The following is a 19899-nucleotide window of genomic DNA, read 5'->3' as shown; positions in this document are numbered from 1 at the left end:
CCTATTTCGCAGAAAACTGGCTGCGGGACAGAAATAATGAGTATATTCCGTCATTTAACGTGTCTGTGATTCGTTACATTTACCAACGTACCAAATTAGGACATATAAGATGTGCTGAGTTCGTTAGAATGTGCTACGTACGGTGCTTCAGATCACGATGCCATAGACACTCGTCCACTCATCATATTGGCGCATAAGTCCAGACACACATTGTGTTATGGTCTCTAAATACGGAGCGATCATGCTCCAAATTGTATTGATCAAGCGGATGCAGGTACATGACTAGATAAGGATGTTACCTTGCTCGCAATACACATAGTAGTACATGTTTTATTACTATTCATGTATAGATCACGCTACAGTTCAGTGCACACATTGTTGCGATTCTAGATAAGGATCTTACCCTGGTCGTGATGCACACTTTAGTACTTGTTTTAATACGTGTCCTAATACGAATCATTTAATAGATCTCACTACATGTACGCCGCAGCGGGATAATTCTTGTTTCGGATCTAGCTACAACTCCCATTGTTCATGGTGGAAAGGGTCTGAAACGTATTCAATCGACCCAGTCCCAGTCCCATTTCACCTGGCAATCTGATCCTTACTTGATCCGCCCTGTCTCTCAACCACACTTTTGCCACTCACAACACGCACTTCTCTATTATGTACATCTCCCGTTCCTCTCGAAAGGTGGAATGGACTTTGGCTTCCCTTTTTCCATCGAAACGGTTCTCGATAATCTATCTATGGCCATTGCTGCCGTCCATCCTGCACTTCATTCAAAATATGCTTCATCACGGGCACGTACACTTTCCAGTAGAACATGTCCGGAATATCTTTCTGATCTGGCGTAAGTTTGGACCGGACGACCTCCCATCCCCGGATTCGGCGCCAGAAGGAATAATGCTTCATCTCTCCAAAGGACCCTGCCATGTAATACGACCGATTATAGTCGTCGTACCGGACCAGTGCAGCAAATTCCGCAGGAATTCCTGCATCCACCAGCTTCTGCTCACCTGTCTCCGTCAGATCCGTCTTATACCAGGCCAGTATGGAGTTCTTCTCTTGCGGCACAATGATATCGAACCAGCCACTATAATGTATATCCTGGGTTATGCCGCTCCAATCACTACCTTCCGGTGTAAATGCAATCTGTATATTGCCTGTCTTCACATCCGGACCTTTCGCCAGTACCATGACCTGTCCATCCATATGGATCAGCAGCATACCCGCTCCGTGATAAGACCATTTCTTCTTCTCTTGCTGCTCATAGTTCGTCCGAATCCAACGGGGTACTTCTTCTATACTTTGCAGATTAGATACCGATTTCCCTTGCCATCCACTGCTGTCCACACCCAAGATGGGGTATAGTTGCTCTCTTGTCATCTTGGAAGCCGTATTTGCCAATGCACTGTATTCGGCAACAATCGTTACCCCTTTATACGCAGCCTCGCGGATTTTCTGCACATCATATATCGTTAATCCTTCATAGATTCCGCCTTGTTTCCCTTCACTCTTCTGTGCAGACAGACTACTCCGATTCGCCGTCAGATAGATCAGATCCGTATCTGTCACCTCATCAGGCAGCAGTTGCTTCATCCGTGGAAGCCCGTTCTGAAGATCATAACCGTAATAATCCTCTTCATACGAGTAGTATTCCCCTGTGTGCTGTACAATCTTCTGTTGATTCAGAAGCCAAACCAACCCCTTGTGCCCCTGATAGGACAAGTCCGGTCTGCTCTTGTCAATAATCATGATGTTCAGTGAAACCGGGGCCTGGGATTGCCACATAATCCATGGGACAACCAGCACCACCGATACCACTGTAAAACAAGCCAACGTCCACATCGTGGCTGGCCTGTAACTTTTTTTCATGAAGCGTATTCCTCCTTGCTCTGTTCCAAGGTATTGTCAGGATCGATCGTTAGATTACCCTAATCCATGTCTGCTGTCCTTTTCCTCTGCCTTCCGCAATCCCATAGCCTGCAACATGCCATATATACGGGATATGTTATTCAGCGGTCTGAACCAGAATGTCTCCGTACATGCATACAACAGCAGACGTGTCACCTCTCGGGACGTATATGCCTTGCGTGAACACCATATTTCGAACATCACCACACTTGCGGACAACAAGGAACCATAGAGGGTCAGTAGCAGAACGAGAATGATGCATAGGTTAATATCCACCCACTGTAGCCCTATGCCTGCAATGAACAGCACGATCGCTCCCAGTTCCAACACAGGCCCCAACAATTCGATCAAAATAAAATAAGGGATGGATACCATCCCCATCCAGCCATAGGCCGGATTGAAGATCATGCTCCGCTGAGTCCATAGACTGCTTGCAAGCTGCATGTGCCAACCGATACGCTGTCTGCACAGCTGACGCCATGTACCGGGTACTTCTACCCTGCAGATCGGATCGGGAATATATATAATACGGCCACGCTCCCGGATCTGCTTCATATGTTTCTGTAACCGCATCACCAGTTCCATGTGAGCGACCTGGTCATCGCGCTTGTAACCGCCAACTTCCAACACCCGGTTCTTTTTGAATATACCGAATACTTCAGACGTAAATAAAAGCACATTAATATTATAACGAACAAGGCCCACACCGCTAATCAGAAAAGCACGCACGTATTCAATGGTCTGCATTACCAACAACGTACTGCCCGTCCTTCTTGCGCCGTTGTGGGTTAAATCCGTTTGATTCGTATTTCTGGAGGCCATGAGATCTACTCGTCCACTACAAGCAACGACCTCTTCTCCTGGGAGAGCATCCATAACGGGCTTCATAATCTTCACCAATGCATCCCGTTCCAGAACTGTCCTGGGTCCAACAGAGGCGATATAAGGATATTGCGAGATATTCAGACCGGCATTCAGGGAGTCCATTCGTCCCCCATACTCCTTGTCGATCACAACCAGACGATGATGTAATCTGGATTGGTAGACACATTTAATCTGAGCCGTCTCCTGACCGAGTCCCGAATAATGAACTTTACTCCGAATGGGCATCAGATCATAGGTTTCTTTTAGACGCCGCATGGTCTCATCCTCTGATCCATCATTAATGATAATAACCTCATAACGTGCATACTGCATATCCAGCAGACAACTGATTCGCTGTACGATCGTATCCTCGCTATTCCGCACCGGAACAAGCAGGGATACTGCAGGAGCCAGTTCTTCATCCAACATCTCATGATATTGCAGCGGGTCCAGATCCCTCCGGCGGATCAATGTGCGAGCGGCAGCAACGACCAGAACACTACACATCACAATTGCTAACACCAGATAGATAAATATCCCCTCGTAACATGCCAAAACAAAACTCCGCAGCATCTCAATCCATCTTTCGTCCATACTGCATCCTTTCCAGCGTTTCCTCCGCTATCTGCCTTGCATATCTATCCGGATGGTTTACAGCCGTATCCCGGAGCTCTTCAAGTCCCTGCTCGTACCGGGCAAGAGAGTTCGCCGCTTCCTGTCAGATCTGAAAAGAAGGATCACCCATCATTACCTTCAGTCTAGGAATAAAAGCATCCGCATGAACAGTACCCATAAGCTGGGTCACGGTTAGTCTTTCAGAGCGTTGCCTTTCCTCACCAGATGCGTTCCATACCAGCAACAGCCCCTTCAGCAACTCTTCGCGACCTCTGCTCACTTGAGCCAATGCCTGATAAGCATGGGTACGCAGCAACGCATCCTCTCCAAGAATGAGCTTCTCCAGTAGTACAACGGCACCCTCCGTCTGGTCATCTCGAATACGAATGGCATGGACGATATTAGACTGGACCTGGTAAGGTACATCCTTAAAATGATCCTTCAGACGAGTCCAGGATGAATCGGTAAGCAACAGCAGAATCTGCAGATACTGCGTATCGGACCATACATATTGCTCACGCATCAATTCCTTCACGATTCTGAAATAACCGGTTCTGGCATATATGCGCAATATGATGAAGCGTTCAAGCGGCGTACAGGAAGTAACCCGCAGCATATCCTCTAACCTGGGCAGAAGCTCTATCATATGAAACTGTTCAATATATAACAACGTGTTGACCCGTTCACTCCACTTTCCCGTCTTCAGAACCGACCGGTATGAACTTCCAAAGACTTGCCAGGATAACAGACGAACTCGCAGAATCTCGTGCTCTTCCGGACCTTGAGCAAGCCGTTGCAATAACAGCTGCTGCAAAACACTCTGTTGATCTCCACTCATATTCATTAAGTCAGCTTTCACTTGTCCTTGGCCCAGATACTGCTGTAACACCGAATCTTCGGAAAGTAATTCCTGCATCAGTACCGTCTTAACCTTTTCCCTGCGTCTACTGCTATATTTCATCCATAAGATGTAACTGTAGATAACCAGCAAAAAAGCTAGTACACTTGCACATATGAGGCTGACCACATGTACTAACCAATCTGTATTACCTGCAAGCCACCCTCTATGATGTGAGCCGATAAGCTTGATATACATCCATTGTTGTCCAATCATTGCATGATTTCCCCTTAATCGAATAAACGGCCTTACAACGGGCACAATAATACAAAATTTTCAAATACACCCTGTGAATACATATCGGGTATATGATACACTAAGCTTTCTATCGGCTTTCTGCGTTTGTGATATAATAGGAACTGAAAATTCCGGCAATTCGTATTGGGTTCCGGATCTCCGGATAACATATTATTCCAGAAAGAGGGAGTTCTACGTGGCTCAAATCAGTCCGTACTACCTGCAAATCGGAGCAACCGTGGGCATGCTTGTCATGGCACTGCTTGCCATCTTCATCCGCATGAAAGCCAGTCACAGACCGGTGACCATTCGTAAAATCCTTATTCCTCCGCTCGGCATGAGCACAGGATTTCTCATGTTTGTTGTACCGGAGACTCATGTTCCTCTACTCTGGGCATTCATTGCGTTTCTGGTGGGTTGGTTCCTCTTCTCCTATCCCCTCATTCGCAGTACACGGTTTGAACGAGTAGGTGAAGAAATTTTTGCCACACGTTCTCGCAGCTTTGCATTTATCTTGCTTGGATTGCTGGCCGTACGCCTGATCCTGCATGAAGTCATTCAGCGATATGTAAGTATTCCGCAAACAGGCGGATTGTTCTTCCTGCTGGCTTTTGGCATGATTGTACGCTGGCGTGTATATATGTACAAACACTACAAAGAAGTGCTGGTCGCCGAACACTAGTCACCTACATAGACCACGCATAGATTTACAGATAAAAAAGACACGTTCTGCTGCACCCTCGGTGTGCAGAACGTGTCTTTTCGTTTTCAACCTAATTGTACATGTAAACCATTCAATATCTATTCAGGATCTGCAACCTTAACCAGTTGCTTGCCCAGATTATCTCCCGAGAAAAGACCCATGAATGCTTCCGGCGTCTGTTCGAACCCGTCCACAATGTTTTCTTCATACTGGATATGACCTTCCTTGATCCATTTCGCCAACTTGGCGCGGCCTTCCTTGAAGGATTTCGTATAGTCACCCAGCAGGAAACCTTTCATTAATGCTGTATTTGTTAACAGCAGCGTCTGTGGTCGCATCCCGATATCCGGCTTCTCCAGATTATAGGACGAGATCTGACCGCATAACGGAATACGTGCATTCCGATTGATGTGGCGCAAGACTGCATCCGAGATGTCCCCGCCCACATTGTCAAAGTAGACATCTACACCGTCCGGGCAAGCCCGTTCAATGGCCGCTGACATATCCTGCTCCTTTTTGTAATTCAACACCACATCGAAGCCCAGCTTTTCTTTCAAATAAGCGCATTTCTCATCAGAGCCTGCAATACCAACCACGCGTGCTCCCACAATTTTACCAATCTGACCTGCAATCATGCCTACCGCTCCGGCTGCTCCCGATACAACAACCGTTTCGCCGTCCTTCGGTTTGCCGATATCCTCCATACCAAAATAAGCCGTCAGACCCGTCAGGCCCAGCGCACCCAGGTAAGCCGTGATTGGTGCTTCTTCGGTATCAATTAGCGAAAGATCAGCCGTATTCACTGCGGCATATTGCTGCCAGCCCCACATACCGGATACGAGGTCACCTTTGCGCAGATTCGGTTCCGAAGATTCCACAACCTGTCCAATGGCTCCACCCTTGATCACTTCATTTAACGCGTACGGTGCAGCATAGGATTTTGTATCTTTCATGCGGCCCCGCATGTATGGATCAACCGACAAATATAATGTACGTACCAGGACTTGCCCAGCTTCCGGTTCAGGAAGAGGTGCATCAATGAATTTGAAATTCTCTCTGGATGGGGCACCTTCGGGACGAGAAGCAAGTACGATCTGTTTATTTAAAGACACCAAAATTACCTCCTTGTTGCCAAGTGGACGCAAGGTTAACCCTTGTCAGCTGAGATCACTTACCACTGGCTCTGTGTTATCACTTCTTAATAGTTTAAACCGAAACAGGCGGTTCACAAACGTGGGCCGCCTTGAAATATGCAAATATCGTCACATTGTAGCTGCTTTTGGCTATTATTGTGCTGTCAAAATCACTGGACCATCCGCCGTAATCGCAATCGTATGTTCATACTGGGCAGACAGACTTCCATCCAAAGTACGAGCAGTCCATCCATCTGAATCCAGCTTACTTCGGAACGTACCAATATTCAGCATCGGTTCGATCGTAATAACCATGCCTTCCTTGAGACGCGGACCCCGATGAGGCGGACCGTAGTGAGGGACTTGTGGTTCCTCATGCATCTTCTCCCCAATGCCGTGTCCAATAAACTCGCGCACAACCGACAGACCTTCACCTTCTGCATACACTTGAATCGCATTGGAGATATCTCCGATCCGGTTGCCCACCACGGCAAGTTCAATGCCTTTGTACAGAGAGTTTTTGGTTACATCCAGCAGATGTTGTGCTTCCGGAGTCACTTCACCTACAGCATATGACCAAGCCGAATCCGCCAGCCAGCCATTCAGATTAACCACCATGTCGATTGTAACGATATCGCCGTCTTTCAGTGCATATTTTCCCGGAAACCCGTGACAGATCACATCATTAACCGACGCACATGTCGCATATTGGTACCCGTTATATCCCTTTTGTTCCGGCGTAGCGCCATTTTTCTTCATAAAAGCTTCTGCAAACTGGTCGATCTCCTGTGTCGTAATGCCTGGACGAATCATCTTTGCAATTTCTCTATGGCATGCGGCGAGAATTTCTCCGGCTTTTTTCATATATTCAATCTGTTCTTTGGTCTTTATTGTAATCATAACAACTGCTCCTGTCCGTTAAAATCTTATCCTGTCCTCTATTGTAACGCTAAACGCTCAAAATAAAAAATTCCGCGCAATCAGCAACATCCTATTATACGCCAAGCTCCTGTCCAATGAATACAATTATCCATGAAAAAATCGAAACCCCTCCATATCTGGCCACGTATATGCTTAAAACAGTTGAAGTCGAAAGGGTGAAAGCTCATGTTCAAAAAGATTATTGGCAAACTTATCGATTCCAAATCTTCATCTCACCGCAAACGTCATAGCTCCTCCGACAGGCGCTCATATAAACGTCACAGCAGCTCCTCAGGCAAGCGTTCCTACAAGCGCTATTCTTCTTCAGATGTGAAATACCGGGACAGCCGCAGTGGCTCCGGGTATTACAAAAGCAGAAAATATAGCTCCAGCTAAGCGGCTTTCACGACTGCTTTTAAAGAGTAATGATCACACCAGCTTATTAGACGCTACAATAAATGAATATGTAATAAAGGGGTGTTCGCCAGCCGTACTTACGGCCAGCAGAACACCCCTTTATTGTTTCTATATAAGTATGTATCAATTTTGCTGAGTAAAACGAACACTTCTGATTTGAGCGAGAGCCTGTCTTGCTGAAGGTGTCCACTGGATCAACATCTATAAATTCCCTTTTTCAATTGCGTCAATTATATCATCTGTAGAGTAGACCCTACCCGAAGAAATATCTTTTTTGGCTTGCATAATTAAAGCTTTGAGCTCCAGATCACTTTCTATTTCTTCCTGAACCACGTTTTCCAGCGGCTTGATTAAATAATGCTTACCTTCAATATCCACAATGGTGTCTTTTTTGCTATGAAACCATGTTTTGAATAATTCGGCATGATCGCCTTCCAGTTTTTTAAGCATAAGATGAATCACCTCCTTCAACGTGTAATTGTTATCCATTATATCATTTAACCCACTGTTTTGATACGTTTTGCATTTTCAGCAAAAAGGAAAAAGACCCCTGCAGATATCATACGAAGAGGTCACGGATAACTAGTATAGGTCGGTCTACAGAGCTATTTCATTGTAATCTCAGCAACACTTTCTCGATCTCTGCCTGTAACTCCGTCGCTCCACCCTCATAACTTGGCCGGAGTCCAAGGAGTCGCTCCAGCATCTGGTGCAATTCCGGCGTAAGCTTAAGTTCCTCCTGCCAGCTGGCGGGTTCACGGCCCTTCTCTGGCTCATAAGCCGAATACAGCATAAAGAGAAGAAAGTGGCCGATATCCTGCAAATCATGATCCGGTGTAGCCGGTTCATCTTCAGGCTCAGGGACTTCACGCATACGTCGCTTTAGCTCCGGCAACAACGGCTCCCCCAAGCGTCTCGCCAGGCCAAAGTCAATCAGATGCACCGTCCCTTCACGTAAAATAACATTGGGAATTCGCACATCTCCATGAATATATCCCTGCTCATGCACATGAGCCACTGGAGCCAGCAGTTGACCTGCCAATTCCACACATTCCCGCTCCGTATATCGAAGACCTTGCTCAAATATGCAATCTTCCAGCGTCTGTCCACGAATATACTCGGTAACGATATAACTTCGTCTCCCAGATGTGAACACATCCAATAGATCAGGGATCGCCGGATGATGCAGACGTCTCATCACGTCCGCCTCCCGCTCCAACAGGTGCGCAGAGAGTCTGCCCTTGCTAGGTTTGGACTCCTTCAATGCCACTTCCCTGCCGTTCTGGTCATCTGTACACAGGTATGTCAGCCCATAGCTCCCCATACCCAGCAATTCCTGTATTGTATAACGCTCAGCAATGGTCGCGCCTTTCCGCCGAGGACGATCCGTCCATAGTCCGAGCAATCTTTGCCAACTTCGTCGCAGCTCCACAGATCCTCCCACGCCAGCTTCCTAATCCACTCAGTCTTTATCTATACTGAGCAGTTCGTTGCCAGTCTTCATGTTGTATGGAGCTTATTATATCAGGCCCATAATGCAAAATCACGATGGGTAAATGCCTGTTGCTCAAGCTTCCTTATGCTTCTTGGGCAGGAACCCGAACAACATACGCAGGGATACTCCTTTGGGTTTGCGTTTTCTTCCCTGGAAACTGCGCAGATTGGTTACGAGTTCACGATCCCGCTCCTCTTCCAGCTTCTCGTTCATCCATAGACGCTGTTTCTCCATCTGTTCCTGAAGCGCCATATGTGTCTCCGCCAGATGCTGAAGGGTCAGCTCCAGTTCATCGACCCGCTGTTGCAGCAGCTGTACCCGATCATCCTGCTGTTGTTCCACAGCACCATAGGTCACCTCACTTACCAGTTGCCCCAGACCTTCATAGGATCTCAGATTACCCATTATTTCAGGTTCTTCAGGGAGTACAGATGACATGACTGTCGCTGCACATTCCGTCTCTGACAGACCTTCAATTCCCACCACCGGTACATCCACTTCTACTACAGCTACAGGTACTTCTGGAGCCAATACAGTCACCACAGCATCAGCCAGGGGTAGATTATGCTCTCTGAGTTCGGTCATCAGGCGTTCAATGCACTCGATGTCGTCGGACTTGAATAGTCTCGATTTGTTGGCGGACCGTTCGAACCGGTATCCCTGTTCTTCCAGTGCCGCCGCATATTTACGAAGAGTACTGGCACCTATGCCCAGGCTCTTGGCCGTTTCCGTCGTTGCTCCTGCTTCTTCAATCATCATTAATTCCCTCCCGGAATGAAGTCTTTTGGGAATCAATTTCATAATACCTTTAGTGAGTTATGAAATTGATTCTTGGATAAAAACATTATGGCTTCAGCGTTCCTTTATGGAACCGTCATCGGATCGGGGCAACCTGTCTCATGGATCAAGTATGCTTATCTTTTGCTTGTCCGTATGTATTCGTCAGCTTCTCGGCAAATCCCTTTGGCGGTTTTGTTCTGTTTCTGCGGATTCCTAAGAAGTTTTGTCAGGTATATGATCCGCACAAATAACCCCCAATCCGACAACGAACATGAATGCTGTCATGTCGAATACACAGGTGCAAACGCCGTCAAATCGTATGATTATGAATTATTCATGTCAATTTTGTTAACTCCGTTACTCCAATACGCTCCCGCGATAGCGGATATCATTGCTGCACAGCTTTTTCATGTGTTATCTTATGTAACGTAGAAGTGGATTCCAGCATAAAATAAAGGACTATACTTAACATAGGACGCATTAGTAACGGATAAATATCAATCTAAATGGGGGCTGAACGGCAGTGTTAGGCAAATCAGGCAAAGTAGCGGTGATCGGGGCGGGTCTTGTCGGTTCGAGTTGTGCGTATTCCATGATTAATCAATCGATATGCAGGGAAATTATGATGGTGGACCGGACGTATGACCGTGCGGTAGCACAGGCACTGGATTTTTCCCATTGTATGGACTTCACACATAACCGCACCAAAGTATATGCAGGAACGTATGCCGATTGTGGCAATATGGATGTGATTATCTTAACTGCCGGGGCGAATCCCAAGCCAGGACAAACACGGCTGGATATTCTGGAGGAAGCGGAGTCGATTGCCAAAGACATCGTGGTCCCGATCATGAACAGTGGATTTAACGGGATTTTTGTCGTCGCTGCTAATCCGGTTGACATAGTAACTTATATGGTATGGAAATTATCCGGCCTCCCGCGCGAACACGTCATCGGTACAGGCACGTCCATTGATTCTTCACGACTCAAAACACTGCTGTCTGAAGTCTTCTCCATCGATCCACGCAGTGTGCATGGTTATGCTCTCGGGGAGCATGGAGAATCCCAGTTCGTGGCCTGGTCCCATGTGACCATCGGTGGCAAACCGATTATGCACATTATGGATCAGCACAAGGAGCGCTTCAAACATCTGGATCTGGAGGATATTGCACGCAAAACAAAGGATGCCGGCTGGGAGATCTTTACCCGTAAAGGTTCTACCCAATTCGGAATCGGCAATGCCCTCGCGCATATCACTCGTTCCATCCTTAATGACGAACACAAGATCATCGCCGTATCGGCTATTCTGGATGGAGAGTACGAGCAACATAACGTCTGCGTCGGTGTTCCTGCAATCATCGGTGGCAATGGTATTCAAGAGATTATCGAATTGAATCTGGATGCAACGGAACGTGAGAAATTCAACAATTCCTGTGAAATCCTATCAGGTAACATCAATCGTCTGACATTGGTATAAGCCATTCGTATACAACTCCACGTTGTATGCTTCAGCTCAACTTCAAAAGCCTGCCAACGCAAACATGCCAATAACACTCCATGCGAGGAGTCTTATTGGCATGTTTGCGTTTATTATTTTTCACAGCCAGATGAATCAATTTCATAATTGATTTGAGTAGTTGTTCAATTTGGTGCAAGCTGAGGTTCGTCCCTTGGCCCCCACTGCTGTAACACCCGCTTCAACTCACTCAGCATAACCGGTTTGCTAATAAAATCACGCATACCAATCTCCAGACAAGCTTCCTTATCTTCACGTTTGGCATTGCCTGTAACTGCGATGATTGGAGGTATGCGATCCTGTGGAATTAGGCGGTGTAAAAGGTCTGTCGCCTTCAGTCCATCCATCACAGGCATATGAATATCCATCAGGACAATATCATAAGCATTCTGAGAGATGGCATCAATTGCTTCCACACCATTAGTACATACATCTGCGTGGTATCCGAGCTTCTCCAGATATTCTCGTAAAATCTTCCGGTTCACCGGATGATCCTCCGCCACCAGAATACGCATGGCGACCTTGTCACTCTGACGTGTGCGATCATGATGGAACTGACTTGCTGTCTGCTCTGCTGAAGCATCTACACTCGCCGCAGGAACAGCAAACCGGAAGGTTGAGCCTTCCCCTTCTATGCTCTCGACACTGATACTACCTCCCATGATCTCCACGAGTCGCTTGGAGATGACCAGTCCCAGTCCGGTACCACCATACTTCCGGTTAATCACCGGGTGTAGTTGAGAGAAGGACTGAAACAACTGATCCAGCTTGTCAGCGGGGATGCCAATTCCCGTATCTTGCACCGCAAAATCAAGAACACTGTCTTCAGGCTTTCTGCCCTTGATAATATCCACGGCAACCTCAATGCTTCCCTGATCTGTGAACTTGAGCGCATTGCCAACCAAGTTCACCAGAATCTGCCGAATACGTATGGCGTCACCGACCATGAACTCAGGGATGCTCGGATTGAGACGATATCTGATCTCCAGATGTTTCTCATCTGCACGCGGTTTAAACAGTTCGGCAACCTGTTCCAACATCTTGCGTAATGCAAATGGTTCATAAGCCAGTGCCATTTTCCCGGATTCCAGCTTACTGAAGTCCAAAATATCATTAAGGATGTTCAGCAGAGCATCGCCGCTGTCTCGAATAATCTCGGCGTATTCACGCTGTTCTTCCGATAAATCGGTACCGATCAACAATTCTGTCATCCCCACGATCCCGTTCATCGGTGTCCGGATCTCATGGCTAACCATCGACAGAAATTCCGACTTGGCCTGAGCTGCCAGCTCAGCTGTCTCTTTGGCACGTACAATTTCACGTTCGCCAGTCACATCATTAAATACAACCACCGCGCCCTGAATCTGTCCCTGTTCAATAATCGGCGTCACCTGATACTGCACCAGAAAACTGCTGCCATCTTTACGCCAGAACACATCTTCCTTGATTGAACGTATCCGTCCATCCAACACGGTCATGTGGATCGGGCATTCTTCTTGTGGCAAATGACTTCCGTCTGCACGGGTGTGATGGATGATGGGATGTGAGTTTTTTCCAATGAATTCTTTCGCCTCATAACCGAACATCGAAGCTGCTGCTGGATTCATAAACATGGTGATTCCATCCGCATCCAAACCAAATATTCCTTCCGTAACCGTGTTGAGAATCAGCTCATGTTGCTTGCTGAGCTCCTGAATCCGTTCCGTGTATTCCTTGCGCTCGGTAATATCGGACACGATCCCATAGACGCCCACCATTTCCTTATCCACAATAATGGGCACATTCGTAACAGATACTTCAATTTTCCGACCACTTGAATTGACGATTCGGGTCTCATAATATTGCGGTTCGCCTTGCTTCACCATGTCAAAATAATGTTTGCCATATTGCACTTCGCATTTATCCAGATTGGATAAAAAAGACTGGCCAATAAGCTTATTGCGCGGAATATCCAACATTTGCACCAGTTTGCTGTTCACTGCGCTGTATTTACCTTCCAGATTCAATGAATACACAGCTGCCGGGTTATGTTCGAACAACGATCTGTATCGCTGACGGCTTTCCCGAAGACGTCTTTCCGCATCCTTATGCTGGGTAATATCCCTGCTGATGCTTACAATCTGGACACTCTTGCCACGCTCTCCAGCAACAGGTTTCGCCAATGTCTCCATCCAGATATAATGTCCCTTCTTGTGCAACACACGCATCTTGCAGCCATTGCCGATCTTGGAAAGATCCATAGGGTCCGGATAATCTCCCGAATAACAATAATCCTTGAAGGACTTTCCTATGACTTCCTCCGGCTTATAACCCAGTAAGGTGTACACGGAAGGGGAAACGTATAACAACTCGCCATCCATAGCACAAGTTGTAATCAGATCTTGTGCATGGTCAGCCAGCACCTGATATTTCTCCTGTGCCTCCTTAAGCTCACGTTGCACTTCCAGGATATCGGTAACATCTTTGGCAATGCCATAGATTCCTACAACTTCTTTTCCCTCCGTTATAGGCACATACGTTATCTCTGCCTGTTTCAGGGAACCATCTTTATGATAAAAAGTAATGGGATTACTGACTGAACGTCCAGCCAGTACCTCTTTAATGTATTGTTTGCGTGAATTTTCACTGTCCGGAGGACAGATCTCACTCTGATTCATACGAATCAAGTCATCCAGTGTATACCCAGATATCCGCTCTACCGAGGGATTAGCATCAATATAGTTTCCATGGATGTCCATTACATAAATGGCATCCGGATGGTTAAAAAACAGTGATTGGTAAGAACTTCCCTCAGAAATAATGCGCTTCAGGGTTTCCGTTTTATTAATATCCAAGGCTTACCCCTCTTTTCTCAGCCAATATCTTCATCTAACAGCAGGGATTAATTATCCCTTACTAAAATGGGCCTACCCTCGAATAACCATGTAAGCCTGCCTAGAAACAGCTTTTTTTATTTTACCAGATTCTCGTCTCATTTTGCTTGCAATCTATGATTCAATTCACACGATGTGTGAGGTAATACTTGGAATTTTGATTTACTTAGGAGGTGCCTGCAAAGGCAGACAATTTATACAAGGATCAATGTAAGCCTCTAACAAGTTTGAAGTTCAATTCCAAGTCAGCTGATTCTGACGAATGGCTAAGCAATTTTCTAAAGAACTCAGGACACCTTATTTGGCGTCCATGTGCCCTTTTTAAATTTTAAGGAACATCAGACACGTCAATCCCCATAATCTCCTGTCATATACGCTGCAAACGGTTGTTTCATTGGATATAACATGTCTCAGGTTCCTTAGATTGCTGAGATCACTTCAAATCCTTGAATAAGACTCCTCAGATTCGTTAGCGAGCTGACCATTCATGATGGGTGGGTCAGACATTAGAAAAAATCCTCCTGAAGCATACATACAATAGAGCTTGCATGTTTTGCTTAAAGAGGATTTTGACTTACGATAACCAAGGGTGTAACGGATTATTCAGATTTCTTTTTTCGCAAAATACATCATGCCGATTCCAATGAAAATAACAGCACTGCCTCCAACAACCGCCAGCATTGTGACCAGTGGAACATTGTAGGCTCCGAAACCTGCACCGTCCACGGGTGTCATCAGAATCATTGGTTGTGCCCATGGATAATACGGCCCATATGTCGCCGAGTTTACAATGAGAATATTCGGTATGGTCAGTGCAAAATTCAGTGCGAGCGGTGCGGCAAAGCTGCTCCACACCAATGAAACGAACATCTGCAGGGCAGCCAGGGGTATACAGGCCAGCAAGCCAAGCAGCAGTTTGCCTACCAAGAATCCCCAAGGTACTGGCATCGTAATGCCGTGAAACATGCCTGCCAGCAGAATGGACATCAGCAACAATACTTGCGTGCCCGCCAGAAGCATGAGTACAATCGTCAGTTTACCTGCATATACACCTGAACGTGTGAGCGGTAAAACCAGCATCTGCTTCCACCCTCCACCTGCATGTTCGAAACGGCAGACAAAGGACGTAAACACACCAGTCAGCATCGGTAACAATAACAATCCGTGTAGGAAAACCATCGTGGTCATCAATACCTGCCAATTTCCCGATGGCGTGGACAACAGTCCGATGAGCAGCGCAATGAGTGGACTCAGCAGAATCAGGAGCCATATGGGCGATTTGCTCATTTTCAATCGTTCAGCGGACAAGATTCGGAAGTACGTTGTCGCAAAGCTCATATCAGGCCACATCCTTCCGGCTAAAATGCACCATACCCAGCAACAGGATTAATAACCCTAGACCTGCCCCCATGCCTGCATACAGGTATGGATTAGGCCCATTCCAGGCCATCTGTGCCCATGCGAGCGGAAAGATTGGTGAGATACTGAGTGAGAACATACCCGTTATCGCGAGAACGATGCCCAACGTGACGGGAAGCGCCTGATTTTTGTTAACCATCGTGAGCCACAACTCCAGTGACAACACCGGAAGTGCACCAGCCAAAGGCAATAGACCCAGCTTGATCGCATGTGTCCAAGGTATTTCGCTGGCATGGAATCCGAGGATCAGACCCAGACCCACAATTCCTGCGGTTAGCAGCAGGCAGGAGATCACCAGCAGCACACAAGCAAGCAGGAACTTGGCTAAATACACGGCTGGTCTGGGAATGGGCATCGCGAGCAACTGTTTCCACGATCCCTGTTCATGCTCAACATTAGCGATCATGGAGCTGAGAATGGTTGCTCCCAGCATCAGAGACAAGGGCACAAAGACAACCACATTGCCCAATAATCCGCCCCACAGGTTATCTGCATACTGCTCTTTCAGATAGTCCAACCGTAAGCCAAAATTAAGCGCCTGCATCGCTGTCAATCCAAGAGGGGCCAGAAAGACAAGAAACCAGATCCCCTTCCCCCGAATCTTGAGCCAGTCTGACGATAATGCACGCCCGGTCATATGGAAGCCCCCTCGCCAATGACCCGCATGAACAGATCTTCCAGCGACTGACGCTGTTCCTCTACACGATACACATCATGATCCTGTTCAATTAATCGGCGCACAAGCAGTGCCACTGAACTGTTATCCATATAAGGGAACGTTAATGCAGCACCTTGTTGATGACCAAATTGTCCCTGTTCTTTTGCCAGCTTCATAGCCTCTTCCGGCTCGGAAACCGTTAACCGGATAGAACTACCCGTCTGACTATGCAGACTTGCGATAGTATCCTGAAGCACCATCTTGCCTTCACGGATAATACCAACGCGACTTGCCATCTGTTCGACTTCACTCAGCAAGTGGCTGGAAACCAGAACGGTAATGCCGTGTTCCAGAGGCATGCGTTTGATCAGTTCCCGAATCTCCTGAATACCGGCAGGATCAAGCCCATTCGTTGGTTCGTCCAGAATCAGCAGCTCTGGTTCACCCAGCAAAGCGCTGGCAATACCCAGACGTTGCTTCATCCCAAGGGAATACCCCTTTACTGAACGTTTGGCATCCTTGGTCAGATCTACAATGGACAGCACTTCAGCAATTCTGGATTTTGGTACATTGATAATGCGGCGCAAAGTTTCCAGATTCTCTACTGCGTTCAGATGTCCGTAATAGGACGGGTATTCGACCAAGGAGCCCACACGGCGCAAAATATCCATGCGATCCTTGCGGATGTCCTTGTCGAAGACACGGATCACGCCTTTGGTTGGTTTAATCAAGCCGAGAAGCATGCGAATCGTTGTTGTTTTGCCGGCGCCATTGGGACCGAGGAAGCCGTAGATATCTCCCTTTTTAATATGCAGATCAAGTTCACGGACCGCTGCACGGTCCCGGTATGTTTTCCATAGATTAGCCGTTTGAATAATATTTTCACTCACTGTATGATCACCTCAGAACTATCGTAACCTTCCAAGGTTAAAGCCAGAGTAGTCTCTAGTTTAAGTTTAGTTTAAAAAAGCTATTTCAGCGGTTTGTTGTTTCCCTGTTTCCCCTTACCACTGTAGATATATGTCTGGACACCCGTATCGGAACTGTCTACCCTCTTGCGCAGACCCATCTCACGGATCAACAGGTCTACAATGGACAAACCCAGACCTGTGCCTTTTGTGTCGGCATTCGGTTGCATTCCCGGACCCCGATCCTGAATAACGATGGCCGTCTCACCCTGAATCTCCTGAGTTGATATACCAATATATTTCCCGCTGTCGGCATGACGGATCACGTTTTGGAACAAATTATCAAGAATACGACGCATGCCCTGTTCATCCATATGCCAGATCAGCGGTTCCTCCGGGAGGTCAATATCAATCTCAAATTGCTCCTTCTCCCAGACTGGGTACCAGGCGGCCGCCGTTTCCCTGACGATCCGCAGTATATCTTTCTCTTCCAGCTTCAGTGTATATTTCCCACTCGTGAGCAAATTGTAGGATAACATGTTGTCAATGAGCCCGCCGAGGTCCTCCATCTTTGCTTCCATGCGATGTAATGAACGGTCACCTTGCTCGCTCAGCTCTTCCTTGTGCAAAGCATGCATATGTCCACGAATCACCGTTAGCGGGGTACGCAGATCGTGGGAAAGCCCCGCAATGAGACGTTTGCGCAATTGTTCTTCCTCGCGTTCACGGTGGCGGCTGTCGGACAGTTGATGCACCATCTGATTGAAGGCTTCCTCTAGTTGACCAATCTCGTCTGACCGGCGGATATCTACCGGAAGCGGGAGGCCTTCCTTGCCTGTGGTCATCATGGCCGTCTGCAACCGAATAAGTCGTTTGCGAATGCGTGCGAAGAAGAGAATCGACATAACGATGAAGATCAGAAAGATAAGGGTCATTACGATACCAAGATACAAGAGTTCCATCGGCCAGTTACTCTGATTCATTTGCAGAAGTGACCGCGGCACTTCAATGATCATGAATCCCTGTCCTTTGTCCTGCTCAGCTCCGCCAATATATGCAACTACGGTCAGTGGATCGCGAAAGGAAGCTACTTTCATGAATTGCACCGTATTGTTTACATTCCATAAGGCTGGAATATAAGTCTCTGTCGTTTGCCCGGAATCCAGTGACCATCTCAATGTCGTATCTGTCCTGCCATCCGGCGACGTGGATTTCAGAAGCGTTACATCTTCACCACCAAGAATAAAGAGGGTCTCACCACTCACATTCACACGATACATGGAAGATTTGGGATACGAGTCATGTAATTGCTCCAACCGGGCCTTAATCTCTTCATCCGAAGCACCATCCAAGTTCTTCGCTTCATGTGACCAGAGGTTACTGATCTTAGTAACATCACCGTAAGGAGCGGCACGGTTCATATTCGTGTCCGTGTTATTCACTACAACAATATATATAACGGATATGATCGGAAGCACAACGGGCACAAATAATACAGCCGCCAAGATCAGAATGATGTATCTGGACATCAAGGACCGCCCAAAGCGAAGCTTGCGCCGCCCGGATTGCTTTTGCTCCATGCTTCGTTCTCCCTTCCGTTCTCCCTTCATGATCTTCCGTTCTCTGAACCACCGAATCATGGCTTCTTCACACGATATCCCACACCACGGACTGTCTGAATAACTACTGGATTGGCCGGATCAAGCTCCAGCTTTTCGCGTAGATGTCGAATATGTACCATTAAAGTTTTGTCCCCATCCAGATAGGGCTCGTTCCAGACGGCTTCATAGATCTGCTCTTTGGTTCGAATCATGCCCATATGTCGTAGCAGGTAGGCGAAGATGTGGAACTGTTTTCCCGATAAAATAATCTCATCTCCCGTCTCCTCATTGACGATCCGGTTGTCCTTCTCATAGATGGAGAGATGATCCAGCTTCAGGGCTGTATCCGATGAGACCGCTGTTCCTGCCTTACGCAGTTGTACTTCAATCCGGGCAGCCAGTTCATCGGGGTGAAATGGTTTGGTCACATAGTCATCGGCAAAATCAAGACCGTGCAACTTATCGTCAATGGACGTTCTGGCCGAGAGCATGACAATGGGCACGGCGGGATGTTCTTTTTTCAGTCGCTGGCCCACCGTAAATCCATCCAGCCCAGGCAGCATGACATCCAGAATAATGAGTGAGCAACCGACAGCAGCCTCCGCTGCGCCTTCACCACTGCCGAGCCATACCACCTCATAACCGCGCTCCTCCAGATCGGCTCTGACCCAAGTCGCAATTTCCGTATCATCTTCAATATATAACAGTTTGGTTTTCATCCGAATATTCGTTTCCTTTCTGCCCCCAATGGGTTAATGATATATCTGAGCATCATCATGATAAAAGCTGTCTATATCATATGGATTCATGTCTTGTTGAGCAAATGTTGAAGTCCTTTACGTTACCATACATGCTAATTATAGCTTATCCATTAACGTGGGGAATGTCATATTAATCAAGTCTACCAAGTACATATCAGTGCTACACCTGACGGGAGGAAATCA

Annotated in this window: 16 protein-coding genes; 2 read left to right on the top strand and 14 right to left on the bottom strand. The window is 47.1% G+C overall.

The features are described 5' to 3' along the window. Positions 1–747 precede the first annotated feature (747 nt). The 3 genes from MHH25_RS02630 to MHH25_RS02620 form a co-directional block, all read right to left on the bottom strand. A complete protein-coding gene (locus MHH25_RS02630) occupies positions 748–1878 on the bottom strand; it encodes a hypothetical protein (protein WP_340019056.1) in 1131 nt (376 codons plus the stop codon). A gap of 54 nt (positions 1879–1932) precedes the next feature. Further along, positions 1933–3375, bottom strand: a complete 1443-nt coding sequence (locus MHH25_RS02625) for a glycosyltransferase family 2 protein (RefSeq protein ID WP_340019055.1) — start codon at positions 3373–3375, stop codon at positions 1933–1935. Positions 3376–3499: 124 nt separating this feature from the next. Continuing rightward, positions 3500–4510 (bottom strand): hypothetical protein, encoded by a 1011-nt coding sequence (locus MHH25_RS02620; RefSeq protein ID WP_340019054.1) that lies wholly within the window; start codon positions 4508–4510, stop codon positions 3500–3502. A 217-nt stretch (positions 4511–4727) separates the two neighbouring features. Here MHH25_RS02620 and MHH25_RS02615 point away from each other — a divergent pair, with 217 nt between their 5' ends. Then, complete coding sequence (locus MHH25_RS02615; RefSeq protein ID WP_176873064.1) at positions 4728–5213, top strand: cytochrome c biogenesis protein CcdC; 486 nt, start codon at positions 4728–4730, stop codon at positions 5211–5213. Between the two features lie 119 nt (positions 5214–5332). On the opposite strand, the gene MHH25_RS02610 is transcribed toward MHH25_RS02615, so the two are convergent. From MHH25_RS02610 to MHH25_RS02590, 5 genes are all read right to left on the bottom strand, one after another. Next, complete coding sequence (locus MHH25_RS02610) at positions 5333–6346, bottom strand: NADP-dependent oxidoreductase (RefSeq protein ID WP_036607487.1); 1014 nt, start codon at positions 6344–6346, stop codon at positions 5333–5335. Between the two features lie 174 nt (positions 6347–6520). Beyond that, positions 6521–7267 (bottom strand): type I methionyl aminopeptidase, encoded by a 747-nt coding sequence (gene map / locus MHH25_RS02605; protein ID WP_036607489.1) that lies wholly within the window; start codon positions 7265–7267, stop codon positions 6521–6523. Positions 7268–7906: 639 nt separating this feature from the next. Beyond that, positions 7907–8155, bottom strand: coding sequence for a hypothetical protein (locus MHH25_RS02600; protein ID WP_036672183.1), 249 nt, complete (start codon positions 8153–8155; stop codon positions 7907–7909). Positions 8156–8315: 160 nt separating this feature from the next. Continuing rightward, complete coding sequence (locus tag MHH25_RS02595; protein WP_340019052.1) at positions 8316–9137, bottom strand: protein kinase; 822 nt, start codon at positions 9135–9137, stop codon at positions 8316–8318. A gap of 135 nt (positions 9138–9272) precedes the next feature. Continuing rightward, positions 9273–9959, bottom strand: a complete 687-nt coding sequence (locus MHH25_RS02590; RefSeq protein ID WP_340019051.1) for a hypothetical protein — start codon at positions 9957–9959, stop codon at positions 9273–9275. Positions 9960–10503: 544 nt separating this feature from the next. Here MHH25_RS02590 and MHH25_RS02585 point away from each other — a divergent pair. Continuing rightward, a complete protein-coding gene (locus MHH25_RS02585; RefSeq protein WP_036607494.1) occupies positions 10504–11457 on the top strand; it encodes an L-lactate dehydrogenase in 954 nt (317 codons plus the stop codon). Positions 11458–11621: 164 nt separating this feature from the next. Here the strand turns inward: MHH25_RS02585 and MHH25_RS02580 are convergent, their stop codons facing one another. The 6 genes from MHH25_RS02580 to MHH25_RS02555 all read right to left on the bottom strand — a co-directional run bounded on the left by MHH25_RS02580 (position 11622) and on the right by MHH25_RS02555 (position 19674). Beyond that, the gene (locus MHH25_RS02580) at positions 11622–14330 is read right to left on the bottom strand and encodes a PAS domain S-box protein (protein ID WP_340019050.1); all 2709 of its coding nucleotides are present in this window, start codon (positions 14328–14330) and stop codon (positions 11622–11624) included. Between the two features lie 642 nt (positions 14331–14972). After that, complete coding sequence (locus MHH25_RS02575; protein WP_192135546.1) at positions 14973–15707, bottom strand: ABC transporter permease; 735 nt, start codon at positions 15705–15707, stop codon at positions 14973–14975. A 1-nt stretch (position 15708) separates the two neighbouring features. Continuing rightward, on the bottom strand, positions 15709–16425 hold the full coding sequence (locus tag MHH25_RS02570; protein WP_036607500.1) for an ABC transporter permease: 717 nt from the start codon (positions 16423–16425) through the stop codon (positions 15709–15711). Beyond that, on the bottom strand, positions 16422–17336 hold the full coding sequence (locus tag MHH25_RS02565) for an ABC transporter ATP-binding protein (RefSeq protein WP_036607503.1): 915 nt from the start codon (positions 17334–17336) through the stop codon (positions 16422–16424). Before MHH25_RS02565 ends, MHH25_RS02570 begins: the two co-directional genes overlap by 4 nt. An 80-nt stretch (positions 17337–17416) precedes the next feature. Then, a complete protein-coding gene (locus MHH25_RS02560) occupies positions 17417–18934 on the bottom strand; it encodes a HAMP domain-containing sensor histidine kinase (RefSeq protein WP_076329670.1) in 1518 nt (505 codons plus the stop codon). A gap of 56 nt (positions 18935–18990) precedes the next feature. After that, positions 18991–19674 carry a response regulator transcription factor gene (locus MHH25_RS02555; RefSeq protein ID WP_017690959.1) on the bottom strand — a complete coding sequence of 228 codons (684 nt, stop codon included), beginning with the start codon at positions 19672–19674 and terminating at the stop codon, positions 18991–18993. Positions 19675–19899: the final 225 nt, after the last annotated feature.

This window comes from Paenibacillus sp. FSL H3-0457 (genome assembly GCF_037981725.1).
Classification (GTDB): domain Bacteria; phylum Bacillota; class Bacilli; order Paenibacillales; family Paenibacillaceae; genus Paenibacillus; species Paenibacillus amylolyticus.
This window is presented reverse-complemented; position numbering and strand designations above follow the sequence as displayed.

Excerpts from the sequence above, each read along its gene's own strand:
- MHH25_RS02570 (WP_036607500.1), bottom strand. The coding sequence starts at position 16,425 with ATGACCGGGCGTGCATTATCGTCAGACTGGCTCAAGATTCGGGGGAAG.
- MHH25_RS02625 (WP_340019055.1), bottom strand. The coding sequence starts at position 3,375 with ATGGACGAAAGATGGATTGAGATGCTGCGGAGTTTTGTTTTGGCATGT.
- MHH25_RS02575 (WP_192135546.1), bottom strand. The coding sequence starts at position 15,707 with ATGAGCTTTGCGACAACGTACTTCCGAATCTTGTCCGCTGAACGATTG.
- MHH25_RS02620 (WP_340019054.1), bottom strand. The coding sequence starts at position 4,510 with ATGATTGGACAACAATGGATGTATATCAAGCTTATCGGCTCACATCAT.
- MHH25_RS02590 (WP_340019051.1), bottom strand. The coding sequence starts at position 9,959 with ATGATGATTGAAGAAGCAGGAGCAACGACGGAAACGGCCAAGAGCCTG.
- MHH25_RS02560 (WP_076329670.1), bottom strand. The coding sequence starts at position 18,934 with ATGGAGCAAAAGCAATCCGGGCGGCGCAAGCTTCGCTTTGGGCGGTCC.
- MHH25_RS02555 (WP_017690959.1), bottom strand. The coding sequence starts at position 19,674 with ATGAAAACCAAACTGTTATATATTGAAGATGATACGGAAATTGCGACT.
- MHH25_RS02600 (WP_036672183.1), bottom strand. The coding sequence starts at position 8,155 with ATGCTTAAAAAACTGGAAGGCGATCATGCCGAATTATTCAAAACATGG.
- MHH25_RS02630 (WP_340019056.1), bottom strand. The coding sequence starts at position 1,878 with ATGAAAAAAAGTTACAGGCCAGCCACGATGTGGACGTTGGCTTGTTTT.
- map (WP_036607489.1), bottom strand. The coding sequence starts at position 7,267 with ATGATTACAATAAAGACCAAAGAACAGATTGAATATATGAAAAAAGCC.